This is a genomic window from Pseudomonas sp. GW101-3H06 (genome assembly GCF_059424605.1).
This window is the reverse complement of the sequence record NZ_JBWKZO010000001.1, coordinates 632172-650320: the sequence shown is the minus strand read 5'-3', so window position 1 is coordinate 650320 and position 18149 is coordinate 632172. Positions and strand designations below refer to the sequence as shown.

The 18149-nt window shown below is 58.2% G+C and carries 12 protein-coding genes; 5 read left to right on the top strand and 7 right to left on the bottom strand.

Annotation, left to right across the window (positions count from 1 at the left end):
- The 3 genes from waaF to AC07ZE_RS02960 all read right to left on the bottom strand — a co-directional run bounded on the left by waaF (position 1) and on the right by AC07ZE_RS02960 (position 4416).
- Positions 1–1035 carry a lipopolysaccharide heptosyltransferase II gene (gene waaF / locus AC07ZE_RS02970; RefSeq protein ID WP_207261098.1) on the bottom strand — a complete coding sequence of 345 codons (1035 nt, stop codon included), beginning with the start codon at positions 1033–1035 and terminating at the stop codon, positions 1–3.
- A gap of 130 nt (positions 1036–1165) precedes the next feature.
- Complete coding sequence (gene glnE / locus AC07ZE_RS02965) at positions 1166–4105, bottom strand: bifunctional [glutamate--ammonia ligase]-adenylyl-L-tyrosine phosphorylase/[glutamate--ammonia-ligase] adenylyltransferase (protein ID WP_207261091.1); 2940 nt, start codon at positions 4103–4105, stop codon at positions 1166–1168.
- Positions 4102–4416 (bottom strand): hypothetical protein, encoded by a 315-nt coding sequence (locus tag AC07ZE_RS02960; protein WP_207261089.1) that lies wholly within the window; start codon positions 4414–4416, stop codon positions 4102–4104. Before AC07ZE_RS02960 ends, glnE begins: the two co-directional genes overlap by 4 nt.
- 72 nt (positions 4417–4488) lie before the next feature.
- Here AC07ZE_RS02960 and aceE point away from each other — a divergent pair, with 72 nt between their 5' ends.
- From aceE to msrA, 5 genes are all read left to right on the top strand, one after another.
- Positions 4489–7134, top strand: a complete 2646-nt coding sequence (gene aceE, locus AC07ZE_RS02955) for a pyruvate dehydrogenase (acetyl-transferring), homodimeric type (RefSeq protein WP_207261087.1) — start codon at positions 4489–4491, stop codon at positions 7132–7134.
- Between the two features lie 11 nt (positions 7135–7145).
- Positions 7146–9110 carry a dihydrolipoyllysine-residue acetyltransferase gene (gene aceF, locus AC07ZE_RS02950; protein WP_207261085.1) on the top strand — a complete coding sequence of 655 codons (1965 nt, stop codon included), beginning with the start codon at positions 7146–7148 and terminating at the stop codon, positions 9108–9110.
- 275 nt (positions 9111–9385) lie between these two features.
- Positions 9386–10780 carry an alkaline phosphatase D family protein gene (locus AC07ZE_RS02945; RefSeq protein WP_207261083.1) on the top strand — a complete coding sequence of 465 codons (1395 nt, stop codon included), beginning with the start codon at positions 9386–9388 and terminating at the stop codon, positions 10778–10780.
- A 270-nt stretch (positions 10781–11050) separates the two neighbouring features.
- The gene (locus AC07ZE_RS02940; protein ID WP_207261081.1) at positions 11051–13744 is read left to right on the top strand and encodes a sensor domain-containing phosphodiesterase; all 2694 of its coding nucleotides are present in this window, start codon (positions 11051–11053) and stop codon (positions 13742–13744) included.
- A 61-nt stretch (positions 13745–13805) separates the two neighbouring features.
- Positions 13806–14453, top strand: a complete 648-nt coding sequence (gene msrA, locus AC07ZE_RS02935) for a peptide-methionine (S)-S-oxide reductase MsrA (protein WP_095192193.1) — start codon at positions 13806–13808, stop codon at positions 14451–14453.
- Positions 14454–14517: 64 nt separating this feature from the next.
- On the opposite strand, the gene AC07ZE_RS02930 is transcribed toward msrA, so the two are convergent.
- The 4 genes from AC07ZE_RS02930 to AC07ZE_RS02915 all read right to left on the bottom strand — a co-directional run bounded on the left by AC07ZE_RS02930 (position 14518) and on the right by AC07ZE_RS02915 (position 17328).
- Positions 14518–15354 carry a 23S rRNA (adenine(2030)-N(6))-methyltransferase RlmJ gene (locus AC07ZE_RS02930; RefSeq protein WP_207261079.1) on the bottom strand — a complete coding sequence of 279 codons (837 nt, stop codon included), beginning with the start codon at positions 15352–15354 and terminating at the stop codon, positions 14518–14520.
- Positions 15355–15499: 145 nt separating this feature from the next.
- Positions 15500–15817, bottom strand: coding sequence for a hypothetical protein (locus AC07ZE_RS02925; RefSeq protein ID WP_207261077.1), 318 nt, complete (start codon positions 15815–15817; stop codon positions 15500–15502).
- A 343-nt stretch (positions 15818–16160) separates the two neighbouring features.
- Positions 16161–16886 carry a DUF4123 domain-containing protein gene (locus tag AC07ZE_RS02920; protein WP_207261075.1) on the bottom strand — a complete coding sequence of 242 codons (726 nt, stop codon included), beginning with the start codon at positions 16884–16886 and terminating at the stop codon, positions 16161–16163.
- Between the two features lie 58 nt (positions 16887–16944).
- Positions 16945–17328: a hypothetical protein gene (locus AC07ZE_RS02915; RefSeq protein WP_207261073.1), complete on the bottom strand. Its 384-nt coding sequence runs from the start codon at positions 17326–17328 to the stop codon at positions 16945–16947.
- Between the last annotated feature and the right edge of the window lie 821 nt (positions 17329–18149).

Here is an 18149-nt window from a genome sequence, read left to right as displayed (position 1 = left end):
CTATTTGACCTCGACCACAGTACCCTGCAAACGCTGCAAGGCTTCGTTCACCGCTTGCGGCATCAGCTGACGCAGGCAGTTGTAATGACCAAAACGGCACGTGCGATCGAAGCACGGGCTGCATTCGATGCCCAGGCGCACGATCTCGACATGCTCGGCCAGTGGTGGCGTGAAGCCCGGCGACGTCGAGCCGTAGATCGCCACCAATGGACGGTTCAGCGCAGCGGCGACATGCATCAGGCCGGAGTCGTTGGAAACAACCGAGTCGGCGCACGACATCAAATCGATCGCCTCGGCCAGCGAGGTGCCGCCACTGAGGTTCACCGATTCTTCACGCAAACCGGGAATCAGCCGCGAACGGATGTCTTCGCCCACCGAGTGATCGTTTTTCGAACCGAACAGCCAGACCTGCCAACCCTCGCGAATCTTCGCTTCGGCAACCTTGGCGTAATGCTCGGACGGCCAGCGCTTGGACTCACCGAACTCCGCCCCCGGGCATAACGCCAGCACCGGACGATCCAGCACCAGACCGAACTTGGCCAGTGCCGCTTCGCGAGTCACCGGGTCGATCCGCAGACTGGGTCGCGGATAAGGCCTGGGCAGTTCAAGACCGGGCTCGTAAGCCAACGCCATGAAGCGCTCGATCATCAGCGGATAACGCTCTTTGTCCAGCGTGCGCACGTCGTTGAGCAGGCCGTAACGGAATTCGCCACGCCAACCGGTGCGTTTGGGGATGCCGGCAAAAAACGGTACCAGCGCCGACTTCAGGGAATTGGGCAACAGGATCGCCTGGCTGTACTGGCCGGCCAGGGATTTGCCGATGCGCCGACGCGTCGCCAACTCCAGTGCACCGTGGCCGAGCGGGAAGCTCAAGGCCTGGCGTACTTCGGGCATGCGCTCAAGTATCGGCCGGCTCCACTCGGGGGCCAACACGTCGATTTCGCATTGCGGGTGGCGCTGCTTAAGACACTGAAACAGTGTCTGCGCCATCACCATGTCACCGACCCAGCTGGGCCCAACGATCAGAATTTTCATGTGGCTTCCAAAAACGAACCGGGGAGGCATACGCCTCCCCGCCTCGATGATTCTACAAAAACTGCAGATCTTCTGTGGGAGCGAGCAGGCTCACTCCCACATTGGGTACTCGGTGTTTCAAACATCCTGTTCAGCTTAGCCCCAGCTCACGCCAGATCCGCATGACCTCTCGTCGCTCATCCGCAAACTGGTCGCCGGTTATCACCCCGGGATTCTTCTGCAAGGCCTGCCGGTGGGCGGCGGAGCGATAAGCCTTATAGGCTTCACGCAACAGACTGGCATCTTCGGCGGGCATCAGCCCTTCGTGTTCCAGCTCTTCCAGAATGCGGATATTGTCGGTCCAGCGCAGCAATGGCGGGTGAGTTTCCGACCACGCCAGGGCCGCGTATTGCACCATAAATTCGATATCGACGATACCTCCGGCATCCTGCTTGAGATCGAACGGCGCCGTGGCCTCGAAGGCATTTGCCCCGGTACCGGCCGCGGTGGTCTTGCTGCCCAGGTTGTCGCGCATCTTGGCGCGCATGTCGCTCACTTCCTGGCGCAAGGTCGGCAAGTCCCGCGTCTTGCCCAGAATCGCCGCGCGAACTTGCTCGAATGCCCGGCCGACATCTTCGCTACCCACCAACACCCGCGCCCGCACCAACGCCTGGTGCTCCCAGGTCCAGGCTTCGCCCTCCTGATAACGGGCAAACGCCCCCAGCGAACTCACCAGCAGCCCCGATGCGCCGGATGGCCGCAAGCGCATGTCCACTTCATACAACTGGCCTGAGTTGGTCTGAGCCGTGAGCAAGTGGATGATTCGCTGCCCGAGCCGGGTAAAAAATTGCGCGCCATCGATAGGCTTCGGCCCGTCGGTTTCCGCCTGCGGGTCGCCATCGTGGATAAATACCAGGTCCAGATCCGAACCATGCCCCAGCTCCAGACCACCGACTTTCCCATAACCGACAATGATGAAGCCGGGATCGCACAGGGTGCCATCGGTGCGCAACGGCGTACCGTACTTGGCCACGGTCTGGCGCCAGGCCAGGGCCAGCACCTGCTCAAGAATCGCTTCGGCAAGCCAGGTCAGGTAATCACTGACTTTCATCAACGGCAGGCTGCCGGCGATTTCCGAGGCAGCCACCCGCAAGCGGTGCGCCAGTTTGAAATGACGCAAGGCTTCCATTTGCTGCTCAAGGTCATCCTCGGGAATCCGCGTCAGACGCTCGCGCAACTCGGCGGCCAGTTCCGGCGCCAGGGGCGGCTTGAACAACCGGCCCTCATTGAGCAGTTCGTCGAGCAGCAACGGGAATCGGGTGATCTGCTCGGCGATCCATGGGCTCGCAGCACACAAGGTCAGCAAGCGTCGAAGCGCGCCGGGGTTTTCGGTCAGAAGCACCAGATAAGCTGAGCGACGCGCCACCGCCTCCACCAGGGGCAATACCCGCTCCAGCACCAGATCCGGGTTGTCGTGCTCCACTGACTGGGCAAGCAAGCGCGGAATAAAAGCATCGAGGCGTTCGCGCCCCAGACGTTGCATGGCCCGCAGTTGCGGACTACTGCGCAGACTGGCCAAGGCTTTCAAGGCTTTGGGGGCATCAGCGAAACCGCCCTCCTGCAACTGCCGGCAGGCCGCCTCTTCATCCTGGGCCTCCTCCCACAATGGCAGCCACTCACCACCCACCACGACTTCGCTTTCGGTGCCCTGCTCCTCATCCGGATCAGCGATCACCTGGCCGAAGTGCCAGGCCACTCGACCGCGCCAGTACATAAGCTGCTCATGGAAAGCCGTCCAATCGGCGAAGCCCAGCATAAAGGCAATGCGTGCCTGATCCTGAGCGCCATCGGGCAGCATCTGGGTCTGACGGTCGGCAATCGCCTGGATCGCGTGCTCGGTGTAACGCAGGAATTCGTAACCTTCGCGTAATTCGCTGATCACCGCTGGCGGCAGGTAGCCCTGGCCTTCCAGTGTGCTCAGTACTTTTAATAGAGGACGTTGCTGCAGGCTCAGGTCACGGCCACCGTGGATCAGCTGGAATGCCTGGGCTATAAACTCGACTTCGCGAATGCCGCCAGAGCCCAGCTTGATGTTGTCGGCCATGCCTTTGCGTCGGACTTCCTGCTGGATCAGTTGCTTCATGGTGCGCAGGGCTTCGATGGCCGAGAAGTCCAGATAACGCCGATAAACGAACGGACGCAGCATCTCTTGCAATTGCGCACCGGCCACCTGATCGCCAGCCACCACTCGCGACTTGATCATCGCGTAGCGTTCCCAGTCGCGACCCTGGTCTTGATAGTACTGCTCCAGCGCATTGAAACTCAGGACCAGCGCACCCGACGAACCGTAGGGTCGCAGGCGCATATCGACACGGAACACAAAGCCGTCGACGGTCATCGGGTCCAGCGCCTTGATCAGGCGCTGGCCGAGACGGATGAAAAATTCCTGGTTGTCCAGCGAGCGCTTCACGCCAACGGTTTCGCCGCCCTCGGGATAGGCAAAAATCAGATCGATATCCGACGACAGATTGAGTTCCACCGCACCAAGTTTGCCCATGCCGAGGACAACCATCTGCTGCGGTTCGCCACTGCGTCGACCGGTCGGAACACCAAACTGCTGACAATGTCGCGCATACAGCCACTGATAAGCCTGATCAATGCTGGCATCGGCCATGTCAGAGAGATCGCGGCAGGTCTGGACCAGATTGGCCTGGCGTGTCAGGTCGCGCCAGATGATCCGCACCTGGTGACGCGCTCGCTGGCGGCGCAGCGCCCGGCCAAGCTGATCGTCGGTTTCAGCGACGCTGACTGCCTTGGCGATCTGCGCGCACAACTCGCCGGGAGCGTAGTGACGGTCCAGCTCGCCGGACCGAACCAGCTCCAGAAGCATCAGTGGATCCCGCACGCTTTGCTCGGTCACAAAGTCGCTGGCAGCTGTCACGCGGGCAAATTGTTCCCAGCGCTCAGGCGTCCATTCGGATAAGCCATGGTCATCATCCAAAGCAGCAACGGCGGCGCGCAACGACTGCTGCGCGCGAGTGACAAACGGCAGCAGAATGGCTGGCAGTTCGACAAGCGAAGGAAGGCTCATGGTCTATCCTTGATCGGCGTGTAGAGGGCTGTATGTAGTGATTTAACGAAGCACACTACCTGATCGACTGTCGAACAAAGGTTAGAAATAGCTGAAATTTCTTTATTTTTGGCAGCCAACATCAAGCTTTCACCTTTTTTGGTTAGCAAAATTCCAACCTTAACGATTATTCTCACAACGTAGTCGGAGGCCACAAGCCGCTCATCTGTAGTTTTACTACTCGTATATACATTCGGATAGCTGAAATGCGGGATGATTTGTAGTAAAACTACACGCCGCCGGAACAACCTATCGGCAATCCAAGAATTCATAACGTCTGCCCACAAGGCCAGTCGCTAACTCAGGCAACCGATTCTGGTAGCCTTTCCGCCCTGGAGCAAGCCATGCAAGACCTCGATCCCGTCGAAACCCAGGAATGGCTGGACGCCCTGGAATCGGTTCTCGACAAAGAAGGCGAAGACCGTGCTCACTATCTGATGACCCGTATGGGCGAACTCGCGACCCGCAGCGGCTCGCAGTTGCCTTACGCCATCACCACGCCTTACCGCAACACCATCCCGGTGACCCACGAAGCACGCATGCCTGGCGACCTGTTCATGGAACGCCGCATTCGCTCGCTGGTACGCTGGAACGCGATGGCCATGGTAATGCGTACGAACCTGAAAGATTCTGACCTGGGTGGTCACATCTCCAGCTTCGCTTCCAGTGCGACCCTGTATGACATCGGCTTCAACTACTTCTTCCAGGCCCCGACCGACGAACACGGCGGCGACCTGATCTACTTCCAGGGCCACACCTCGCCAGGCGTCTACGCCCGTGCGTTCATGGAAGGGCGCATCACCGAAGACCAGATGAACAACTTCCGCCAGGAAGTCGACGGAACAGGTCTGTCGTCCTACCCGCACCCTTGGCTGATGCCTGACTTCTGGCAGTTCCCGACCGTATCCATGGGTCTGGGTCCGATCCAGGCGATCTACCAGGCGCGCTTCATGAAGTACCTGGAAGCCCGCGGCTTCATCCAGCCTGGCAAACAGAAAGTCTGGTGCTTCCTGGGCGACGGCGAGTGTGACGAGCCGGAATCCCTGGGTGCCATCTCGCTGGCTGGCCGCGAGAAGCTCGACAACCTGATCTTCGTCATCAACTGCAACCTGCAGCGCCTCGACGGCCCGGTTCGCGGCAACGGCAAGATCATCCAGGAACTCGAAGGCGTGTTCCGCGGTGCCCAGTGGAACGTGACCAAAGTCATCTGGGGCCGTTTCTGGGACCCACTGCTGGCCAAGGACGTCGACGGCATCCTGCAGCGCCGCATGGATGAAGTCATCGACGGCGAGTACCAGAACTACAAAGCCAAAGACGGCGCGTTCGTGCGTGAACACTTCTTCAACACGCCGGAACTCAAGGCGATGGTTGCAGACCTGTCCGACGACGAGATCTGGAAACTCAATCGTGGCGGCCACGACCCGTACAAGGTCTACGCGGCATACCACGAAGCGGTCAACCACAAAGAACAGCCTACCGTCATCCTGGCCAAGACCATCAAGGGTTATGGCACCGGTGCCGGCGAAGCGAAAAACACCGCGCACAACACCAAGAAGGTCGATGTCGAGAGCCTGAAGTTGTTCCGCGACCGCTTCGACATTCCGGTAAAAGACGAAGAACTGGAAAACCTGCCATTCTTCAAACCGGAACCGAACAGCGCTGAAGCCCGCTACTTGAGCGAACGCCGCACTGCACTGGGCGGCTTCGTGCCTCAGCGTCGCGCGCAGAGCTTCAACGTACCGACGCCACCACTGGAAACCCTCAAGGCTATCCTTGACGGCACCGGCGATCGTGAAATTTCCACCACCATGGCCTTCGTGCGGATCCTCGCGCAACTGGTCAAGGACAAGGAAATCGGTCCGCGCATCGTCCCGATCATCCCGGACGAAGCCCGTACCTTCGGTATGGAAGGCATGTTCCGTCAGTTGGGCATCTACTCGTCCGTCGGCCAACTCTACGAGCCAGTCGATAAAGACCAGGTGATGTTCTACAAAGAGGACAAGAAGGGCCAGATCCTCGAAGAAGGCATCAACGAAGCGGGCGCCATGAGCTCCTTCATCGCTGCCGGTACTTCGTACTCCAGCCACAACCAGCCAATGCTGCCGTTCTACATCTTCTACTCGATGTTCGGCTTCCAGCGTATCGGCGACCTGGCCTGGGCCGCTGGCGACAGCCGCACCCGTGGCTTCCTGATCGGCGGCACCGCCGGCCGTACCACCCTGAACGGTGAAGGCCTGCAGCACGAAGACGGTCACAGCCACATCCTGGCTGCCACCATCCCGAACTGCCGCACCTTTGATCCTACCTACGGCTACGAGCTGGCGGTGATCATTCAGGACGGCATGAAGAAAATGACCGAAGAGCAGCAGGACGTTTTCTACTACATCACCGTAATGAACGAGTCCTACCAGCAACCAGCCATGCCGGCCGGTGTCGAGGAAGGCATCATCAAGGGTATGTACCTGCTCGAAGAGGACAACCGCGAAGCGGCGCACCACGTGCAACTGATGGGCTCCGGCACCATCCTGCGTGAAGTCCGTGAAGCGGCGAAGATCCTGCGCGAACAGTTCAACGTCGGCGCCGACGTGTGGAGCGTTACCAGCTTCAACGAATTGCGTCGCGACGGCCTGGCCGTAGAACGCACCAACCGCCTGCACCCGGGCCAGAAGCCTAAGCTGAGCTACGTGGAAGAGTGCCTGAACGGCCGTCAAGGTCCAGTCATTGCTTCGACCGACTACATGAAACTGTACGCCGAGCAGATTCGTCAGTGGGTACCGTCCAAGGAATTCAAAGTCCTGGGTACCGACGGGTATGGCCGCAGCGACAGCCGCAAGAAACTGCGTCATTTCTTCGAAGTCGACCGTCATTTCGTGGTGTTGGCAGCCCTGGAAGCACTGGCTGACCGTGGCGATATCGAACCTAAAGTGGTGGCTGAAGCCATCGCCAAGTTCGGTATCAACCCGGAAAAACGCAACCCACTGGACTGCTGAGGAGAGATTCTGTGAGCGAACTCATTCGCGTACCTGACATCGGCAGCGGTGAAGGTGAAGTAATTGAACTGTTTGTGAAGGTCGGCGACCGTATCGAAGCCGACCAGAGCATCCTGACGCTGGAATCGGACAAGGCCAGCATGGAAGTGCCTGCGCCGAAGGCCGGTATCATCAAGAGCCTGAAAGTGAAGCTGGGCGATCGCCTGAAAGAAGGCGACGAGCTGCTTGAACTGGAAGTCGAAGGTGCCACCGCAGCCCCTGCGGCCGCCGCCGCGCCTGCTGCGAAAGCCGAAGAGAAACCGGCCGCAGCTGCTCCTGTGCCAGCAGCTCCGACCGCTCCTGCGGCTGCGCCGGCAGCTGCTTCGGTTCAGCAAGTGCACGTGCCGGATATCGGTTCGTCGGGCAAGGCTCAGATCATCGAGATCCAGGTCAAAGTCGGCGATTCCGTCGAGGCTGATCAATCGCTGATCACCCTGGAATCCGACAAAGCCAGCATGGAAATCCCATCGCCTGCCGCTGGCGTGGTCAAGGCCATCAGCGTCAAGCTCAACGACGAGGTCGGCACCGGCGACCTGATTCTGGATCTGGAAGTGGCAGGTGCTGCTGCACCTGCCGCCGCGCCAGCCCAGGCCGCTGCACCCGCTCCGGCTGCCGCCCCTGCTCCTGCAGCAGCTCCGGCTGCACCCTTGGCAGACAGTGTTCAGGACATTCACGTTCCGGATATCGGTTCGGCCGGCAAGGCCAAGATCATCGAAGTCCTGGTCAAGGCCGGCGACACCGTTGAGGCCGATCAGTCGTTGATCACCCTGGAATCCGACAAGGCCAGCATGGAAATCCCATCGCCTGCCGCTGGCGTGGTGGAAAGCGTTTCCGTCAAACTGGATGACGAAGTCGGTACCGGCGACCTGATTCTGAAGCTGAAAGTCAAAGGTGCGGTTCCGGCTGCTGCCCCGGCACCTGCGGCTGCCGCACCGAGTGCTCCCGCGCCAGCCGCCGCGCCGGCTGCTGCATCGGCTCCAGCTGCTGCTCCTGTTGCCGCCCCGGCCAAGCCTGGCGCCAAGGTTCACGCCGGTCCTGCGGTGCGCCAACTGGCTCGTGAGTTCGGCGTCGAGCTGAGCGCTGTCGGCGCCAGCGGTCCGCACGGTCGCATCCTGAAAGAAGACGTGCAGGTTTACGTCAAGGCCATGATGCAGAAGGCTAAGGAAGCGCCGGCCGCTGCCGCCGGCGCAACCGGTGGCGCGGGCATCCCGCCGATCCCGGTCGTGGACTTCAGCCGCTTCGGTGAAATCGAAGAAGTGCCGATGACCCGCCTGATGCAGGTCGGTGCCGCCAACCTGCACCGCAGCTGGCTGAACGTGCCGCACGTGACGCAATTCGACTCGGCGGATATCACCGAGCTGGAAGCATTCCGTAACGCCCAGAAAGCCGTTGCAGAGAAGGCTGGCGTCAAGCTGACCATCCTGCCGCTGCTGCTCAAGTCCTGCGCTCACTTGCTCAAGGAACTGCCGGACTTCAACAGTTCGCTGGCACCAAGCGGCAAGGCGATCATCCGCAAGAAATACGTGAACATCGGCTTCGCCGTCGACACCCCGGATGGCCTGCTGGTACCGGTCATCAAGAACGTCGACCAGAAGAGCCTGTTGCAACTGGCCGCCGAAGCCGCTTCCCTGGCAGAAAAAGCCCGGACCAAGAAGCTCTCGTCGGACGAAATGCAAGGCGCCTGCTTCACCATTTCCAGCCTCGGTCACATTGGCGGCACCGGCTTCACGCCGATCGTCAACGCGCCGGAAGTGGCGATCCTCGGTGTTTCCAAGGCAACCATCCAGCCTGTCTGGGACGGCAAAGCCTTCCAGCCGAAACTGATGCTGCCTCTGTCGTTGTCCTATGATCACCGTGTGATCAACGGTGCCGCTGCCGCTCGCTTCACCAAGCGTCTGAGCGACCTGCTGGCGGACATCCGCACCATCCTGCTGTAACCCCGACAGGCCCTCTTTCACCGGAGGGCCTGCCGCGTTTCAAGTTTTCCGAGCGCCACGCTCGTACCTCAACCCCGCCAATTTGGCGGGGCTTTTTTTGCTTGATGTTTTTATCTGGCAGAAACCCTTCCTACATTTGTGGCTGATATCGCCCACAACTCAAGTCCATTTCGGCTCGATATTTTTTCGCATTCAATAACTAGCCTTGTTTTACAACTGTGTAAAACAGTCGAAACCCGGCAGCTTGAATCATAAATAATCGAATGGACTCGACCATGTTAAAACCAACTGTAGGCCCTATTATTGGCCACACAACAACTAATCAAACCCGTATCTTCTTAAGCGCCAAAAAACAAAAAGAGGCTTTGGTATTTGGAGGAATCCGTTATCGACGGATCAGCGAAGAACGCTGGAATAAAGGTGTATTCAAGCAACTTATGGACGTGCGCGATGTGTCGGATGTGTTTGTTCTTCAAGATCTTTACGCCGATACCGAATACGAATACCAAGCCGGATGGTTCAGCCCCATGAACCCGGTGCACACCGTGGAAACCATTCAGGAACTGCCACTGCAATGGCCTCGGGAGGTCTATCGCTTTCGCACGCAGTCGAACCAGATCACAACGCCACGGGCTTATATCATCGGATCATGTCGCTACTTGAGCATGACCGCCGGCGTGCCATGGGCACCGCATCTGGGTGACCGGATCTTCGCATCCATTTCACATCTGGCAAAACATGGCTCACCGCCCGTCAGCGCCATGTTGATGACAGGCGACCAGGTCTATATCGATGACTTGAACTTTATCGCACCGGATCGTGAATACAACGAAATACTTGCCAAATACCGCGTCGCCTTTTCTCAACCGCACATTACAAAGTTGATGTCCAGCACACCGACTTACATGATTCTCGACGACCATGAAATCGAAGACAACTGGCCAGCCAATAAATCCAGAGGCGATGAGCAACTATACAAAAATGCCATGGGTGCCTATGAGTTATTTCAGGCCAGTCACAGTCCCGCCCATGAGTTGAATACTGAAGGGCAATTAAACTGGCAGCTAAAACAATATTGGTATCAGTTTACCCATGGCGATATCGAGTGGTTTGTCACCGATAGCCGCACCCGGCGCAATCTCGCGGCTAACGACCGGCGCATTTTTGATATCGAACAGGAACAGGCTCTGTGCGACTGGCTGATCCACAGCCCGGCACGAGTCAAATTCGTGGTCACCAGCGTCATGTTCTACCCAGACCGCAAGCGCCTTGCCGGAGACGCCTGGGAGGCGTTCCCCGAACAACGATTGCGATTGCTGGAGACCATTCGCCTCCACAAGATCAAGAACGTCATCTTCGTTTCCGGCGATGTCCACGGCTCTTTGACCAGCCGCCTGAGCCACAGCGAGGACCCGGACTTCGAAATTCATGCGATCGTTTCGTCTCCGCTGTGCAACAGCAAACTGCTGCCCTATGCCAAAGACTCAACCTTTATCCTCGATCAGCCGCTGGCCCGCACCGCCGCAGGCGATTATCGACATGAACTCACCGGTAAGGTCATCAGCCAGGACAACTTTGCACATTTGATTGTCGACACCGAAATGATTCATGTGCGTTATCACGATCGCAATGGCAACCTGTTGCAATCGACCGGTATCCCGTTGCGCTAAATAAAACAAAATATCGCAGCTTTCCGCCGCTCCTGCAGCATGTACGGTCGTTCTCTTGCATGAGCTGCGGAAGGCGGCGATTTTTACGGAAATAGCATTACTTTTGACCTTAATTGAAGAAATCTTCGCTCCTGCCGACATATTCTTATAGCACTTGGCCTTCATGTCTCTTGTCAGTCGGTGTCGCAATGATGCAACCTTGCCGCAGGCAACAGTAAAGAGGGCGAGAGCCCGGCGCGTTCAGCAAATACGAAGCGAGTTTCCCTCCCTATGAAGAGCCAACCCGATGCCGCCAGCCGTATGGTGGCCGAGGTAGTGACGCAGTTGCCTGTGCCCTCGCGGCTCGGCATGCTGCGTTTCGAACGGCTGAATGAACCAAGCTGGGCGCTGCTGTTTCTCGATCCCAATTGCGAACGACAATTCGGCTTGCCGGCCGTGGAGCTGTGCGCCCTGGTCGGCTCGCCCTACGCCAGCCTGATGGAGCCGGAAGCGCGCTATCAGCTGCATGACGCGATCCAGCAACAGCTGACAGAAGCCACGCATTACCTGATCCGCTACACCCTGCACACCGCCACAGGTTCGCTGAACTTGCTGGAGCTGGGCGAAGCCTATAAACAACACAATCGACACCTGTTGCGCGGTTACCTGCTGGTCATCGACGGTCTCTTCGAAGATGACCCGTTGCTGCCGGCGCTGGACCTGGAAACCCAGAACTCTCGGCTGCAAATCGCCCTGGAGCTCAACCAGCGCGCACAACAGGAACAACTGCAGCATCTGGACCGGGTACGCGCCCAGCAGGACCTGATCCTGTTGTTGACCCGCCAGCGCTACAGCAGCAACAACTCCCTGCAAGAGGCCGCCGAACTGATCACCCGCAGCGCCTGCGAGATCTACGAAATCGACTGTGCCAGCCTGTGGAACCTGGAAGGCTCGATGCTGGTGCCGATTTCGGCCTACTACCGCGCCGACCAGCAATACCTGTTGCCGCAGCCAATCGACGTCAGCGACTTTCCCGACTACCTCGACGCCCTGCACACTGGCCGCGCCATCGACGCCCATAACGCCATGCGCGACCCGCGCACCCGGGACATGGCCGAAAGCCTGCGCCCGCGTGATGTCAACGCAATGCTCGACGCCAGTGTCCGCGTCGACGGCCAGGTGGTTGGCGTGCTGTGCCTGGAGCAAACCGGCGCTACCCGCGCCTGGCAGTCGGATGAAATCGCCTTCGCCGGCGAGCTGGCGGACCAGTTCGCCCAGGTCATCAGCAATCACAACCGGCGCACCGCCACCAGCGCGCTGCACCTGTTCCAGCGAGCGGTCGAGCAAAGCGCCAACGCCTTTCTGCTGGTCAATTGCGATGGCGTGGTGGAATACGTCAATCCGAGCTTCACCGCGATCACCCAATACAGCACCGAAGAAGTCCACGGCCAGCGCCTGGCGGAATTGCCAGCACTGGAAAACCTCAGCGAACTGCTGTTCGACGCGCCGTCAGCGCTGGCCAAAAGCAACAGCTGGCAGGGCGAATTCAAGAGCCGCCGCAAAAACCTCGAGCCCTACTGGGGTCAGTTGTCGATCTCCAAGGTCTATGGCGATAACCGCGAACTGACCCACTACATCGGCATCTACGAAGACATCACCCAGACCAAGCTCGCCCAGCAACGCATCGAACGCCTGGCCTACACCGACAACCTGACCAACCTCGGCAACCGTCCGGCATTCATCCGCAATCTCGATGAACGCTTCGCCCGAGACAGCGATACCCCGATCAGCCTGTTGCTGGTGGACATTGACAACTTCAAGCGCATCAACGACAGCCTCGGCCACCAGACCGGCGACAAGCTGCTGATCAGCCTGGCCCGGCGCCTGCGCAACAGCCTCAGCCCAAGCGGCAGCCTGGCACGCTTCGCCAGTAACGAATTTGCGGTGCTGCTGGACAATGCCGACCTAAACACCGGACAACTGGTCGCCAACCAGTTGTTGACGACTCTCGACAAGCCGATGTTCGTCGACAACCAGTTGATCAGCGTCACCGGCTCCGTGGGCCTGGCTTGCGCGCCGCTGCACGGGCGCGATCCGCAAACCCTGATGCGTAACGCCGGGCTGGCGTTGCACAAGGCCAAGGCCAACGGCAAGCATCAGGTGCAGGTCTTCACCGAAGCACTGAACGCCGAAGCCAGCTACAAGTTGTTCGTCGAAAACAATCTGCGTCGCGCCCTGACCCAGAACGAGCTGGACGTGTTCTATCAGCCCAAGCTCTGTCTGCGCAGCGGGCGCTTGTTGGGCATGGAAGCGCTACTGCGCTGGGATCACCCGGAAAAAGGCATGATCCGGCCGGATCAATTCATCAGCGTCGCGGAAGAAACCGGCCTGATCATTCCGATCGGCAAATGGATCGCCCGCCAGGCCTGCCGCAAGAGCAAGGAGCTGACCGCCGCCGGGCTGGGCAATCTTCAGGTGGCGATCAACCTGTCCCCCAAGCAGTTTTCCGACCCGGACCTGGTGGCGTCCATCGCCAACATCCTCAAGGAAGAAGCATTGCCGGCGAACCTGCTGGAGCTTGAGCTGACAGAAGGTCTTCTGCTGGAAGCCACCGAAGACACTCACTTGCAGCTCGACCAGCTCAAGCGCCTGGGCCTGACTCTGGCCATGGACGACTTCGGCACCGGTTACTCGTCGCTGAGCTACTTGAAAAAATTCCCCATCGACATCATTAAGATCGATCGAAGCTTCATTCACGAAATCCCGGACAACCAGGACGACATGGAGATCACCTCCGCGGTGATCGCCATGGCCCACAACCTGAAACTCAAGGTCGTGGCTGAGGGCATCGAAACCGCCGAGCAGTTGGCCTTCCTGCGTCGCCATCGCTGCGATGTCGGCCAAGGCTACCTGTTCGATCGACCGATCCCGGGCGCCGAGTTGATCGAGAAGCTCAAACGCTACCCGCGCGGTCCGATCGCCTGACAGCGGCCCGACACTCAGGCAAACTGCCTATCTGACTAATTACCCTGACTGAGGACTGATAATGGTTCTGCGCTCGGAAATTCTGGTGAACAAAAACGTGCTTCCTACTAAAGAACAAGCTCTGCCTGGTCGCGAGACCCCGATCAAGGTTCCGGACGAACACTTCGTCAACGGCAACCCGCTGCTGGGTCCGTTCCCGGGCAATGTGGAATTTGCCATTTTCGGCCTGGGTTGCTTCTGGGGCGCAGAACGTCGCTTCTGGCAGCGTGAAGGCGTGTTCAGTACGTCCGTCGGCTACGCCGGCGGCTACACGCCAAACCCGACCTATGAAGAAGTCTGCTCGGGCCTGACCGGCCACAGCGAAGTGGTGTTGGTGGTATACGAACCGGAGAAAGTCAGCTACGAAGAACTGCTGAAGATGTTCTGGGAACTGCACAATCCGACCCAGGGCATGCGCCAGGGCAACGACATCGGCACCCAGTACCGCTCGGTGATCTACGCCACCAAACCGGAACAACTGGAAGCGGCGAAGAAGAGCGCGCAAGTGTTCCAGGCCGAACTGACCAAGGCCGGCCAAGGGATCATCACCACCGAAATCGACGAAGCCCCGACCTTCTACTATGCCGAGGCGTATCACCAGCAGTACCTGGCCAAGAATCCGGAAGGTTACTGCGGGATTGGCGGCACTGGCGTGACCTGCCCTATCTAAACGCAGCTGCAAGCCTCAAGCTGCAAGCTAAGTGTTCGCCACTTCTACTTGCAGCTTGTAGCTGCTACTCAGCGATCAACCAATCCATCTGCCACCCACCCTGGGTCTGCCCAAGCTTCTTGGACAACCACGGCAACAACTCACGCAGTTCTTCCTCCAGCCCCCACGGCGGATTGGCAATCGCCAGACCTGAACCGTTCAGGCTGTTGGGCGTGTCCAGCGGATGTACCAGCAACTCCACGCGCAACAGCTTCGGCGCACCGGTGCCGGCCAGGTCCTGATAGAAGCGCCGTAACGCGCGCTGATCCTTCACCGGGTACCAGATCGCTGCAACGGTTTGCCGCATCCGGCCAATCGCCTCTTTCAACGACGCCGCGCAGCGCTGCATTTCATCGAGCTTTTCAAACGGCGGGTCGATCAACATCACCGCACGCTTCTCCGGCACCGGCAGCAAGGCCCGTGGAACATGCCAGCCTTCACCCAGGTGCACCTTCACCCGGCGATCACCGGCCATGTTGTCCTTGAGCAACACGCCGTCTTCCGGATGTTTCTCGTTGAGCAACACGCGGTCCTGCGGGCGGGTCAGGCGTCGCGCCAACTCCGGCGAACCCGGGTAATAGCGCAACTGACCATCCGGGTTCATCTCGTGCAGCACCTGCATGTAATCAGCGGTCAGGATCGGCAGATCCGGCTGATCCCACAAACGAGCAATGCCTTCCAGGTACTCGCCGGTACGGCTGGCCTCATCGCCCTGAAGGTCATACAGGCCAATGCCGGCATGCGTATCGAGATAGGCAAACGGCTGCTCCTTGCGCGACATCAGGGCGATGAGGCGGGTCAAGGTCAGGTGTTTGAACACGTCGGCATGATTGCCGGCATGGAAGGCGTGACGATAATTCATGGCTGCTCCTGCGAAGGCCGGGAAGTTTACCTTTTACCGGCCTGCAAGTCAGGCGGTCGCGGCTGAGCGGCTCGACACAATTGAACGGCCTGATAAAGAAACCTGTAGGAGCAAGCTCCCTCGCCCAGGTCCGCGTTCACCGCTGCTAAGGCCGCGCCCGCAATCGTCGCCCCACCACATCCAACACATCACAGCCATCGCGCATCGGGATGGCGCAGAGCAATGCAAAGTCGCTGAGGATGAACGACTCACACTCGATCGAGCCGCGCATGGACAGGTTTTCGAGCACTTGGGTGACGGCACGGATTCGGTAGTTGGCGGCATCCATCAGGACGTCGAGCGGCGCGTGGGTGTCGACGAACAGGGTGGGCATTTCGCTGCAGTTGCTGGTCAGCGCCATGAAGCGATTGTCGGGATGGGGGATTGGTTTTTCGTAGGGCGGATCAGGCTTTAATGTCGTCATTTTTCGAGAATCCATAGAGTACCAATTTGAAGCTGCCAACGGCCTTTCCTACGGGCTTGGGTGGCAGCCGTGCGCGGGAGTAGGAAACTGAGGTACTCCAACTCAGCCACGTCGAAACGTGTCCCGCACACAGCCGCCGCGAACGATCTTACGGGCACGAATAAAGTGCCGCAATCAAACGACAGCGCTGATGCGCGTTGGAGTACAAGGGTTCCTACACCCTGCCACTGCATGTGCGGTGACAGCCAAAGACTATCCCCCCAATCCATCGCCCACCAGTTCACGCAAACCGCCACAACTCGAAGGAAATCTCCTAGGACCTTGCCCAGAAACGTCCTAGGACCTACCGCATTTCCTCCATCAAGTACGCCAACAACTCATCTTTCGGCACCGTCGGCAATTCAGGTTCCTTGAGAAATTTCGCGACCTTGCTGCGCAACACACTTTCAGAGAACGCCTCGAACACACTCGGCTGTTCTTCTCCCAACCACTGAATCAAATTGCTGATCCGGGTTGAGTCATCTCCAGCGCCAAGGTGCTGCAGCACCGATTCCGGCACCTCCCACCAGGGAAATACCTTCTGCGCTTTCACCATATTACCGCCGATCTCCAGCGACTCCCCGTTGATCCAGCATCGCGAAATCACCGGCAACAACTCAGCCACATCAACTTCGGCGGCCCTCAGAATCGGCAGCAAAAAACGCCCATCCCAAAAGCGAAAAAACACAACCTTGCCATCCGGCAGCGTCACCTGAGTCAGACTGCGCAAATGCTCGACCACCGCCTCCACACTCGCCGATGACACCGCCAACCAACCCCAGTCACGGGACTCAGTCGTCGCCGCCCACTGCAAAAACTCGCTGTCAGCGTCGACAATTGCTATGTAGGGCATCACCTCTTTCCACTCGGAGTAAATAGTCCCGTCCCAAACCGAAACCGGCGCCGAACCGCACTTTGAGTGACGCCAGGCCTTGAATGGTACAGCGGCGCTGGCGCTGCTGAAGATAGCGAATAGTTTTTCACTTTCAGATTGCGGAGCACGCTGTAGCCAAGTATCGAAGCTAATCATATAAACAACTCAAAACTAAAAACTACTAATGGCATGGACAGGCAATTGGTCGGTACAACTAGAGCCACCCAATGCTTTTTCCAACCACGAAAAGCAAAACCATCACACCTCCCAAAAACACCGCAGAAAAATGCATAAACTTAATAAAAAGCAATAACGAAGAAGGAAAGTTTCTGTAATCCGCGACATCCAACTCACCATTTATTATTGATCGCTTATAGTACACAAGCATAATTCCAAAATTAGTAGAAAGGAACAATCTGCTCATGGGATCTCTACCCAGCATCGGCTTACGGATTTGTGCGCCATAAGAATTACGCAACACTTCAAAAACACGATCAAGCTTAAAGTAAGAAAAATACAACTGCACAAAAAACAACCCAACCCCTAAAACAATCACAATAAGGGCAATTACAAAAAAAATATTTCTTGCACCGAACATTACTCGCTCCACTCGTATATTAGTTCGCCAACACCTTCCCCAATAGTTTCACCTAGCAATCCGCCACCAAACGCACCTGCTCCTGCTGCAACTATTCCGCAGGCGAGCACTCCATAAGGTGTCAAGCCTATTACGGCACAAACAGGACCAACTATTTGCGGCCCAAAAGTACTCCCCGCTAAAGCCCCCATGAACTTTCCACTCTCAGTAAACTTAACTTTCTTACACTCACCCTCCGCCTCAGCCCGACAAACCTCACTCACCTTAAGCCCCGAAGCCCCCGCCCCCAATCCAACCCCGACCCACCCCCCAGCCTTAATCACCTTACTGGCCTTGCTCACCCCTTCAATATGCGTCGCATACCCCGGAATCCCACCCGCTGTGCCGGCCTTTTTCCAGTGATGCACCAGGGCGCGACTGGAAACACCTAAAGCGGTTTTAAGTTTCGGATGCTCCGGAATCCCCAAACCTTTGCGCACCAGTGGACGAAGGCTGTTGTCGAGCTGTTTCATCAGTTGACTGCGCTTGGCGTAGAAGTCGTCGCCGGAGAGCTTGCCGTGTTGATTAAAAGTTCTTGTATGCAGCGCTTCAAGGTCTCTCAAAGTTTGATTCAAGTTCTCCAGATGCTTGCTATACATCGCGGCACCAATACCCACTCCGGTCGACCCTCGAGTGAGGTACGACTCAATCTCATCGTGATGCCGAGCCATAAACTCCGCCTCCACATCACTCATCGGCCCCAATGCCGCATCAACTGTCTGCGCCGCTTCCATCAACAGTGCCTCTTCACGCGTGCACTGCGTATTTTGCGGATCGCCAAG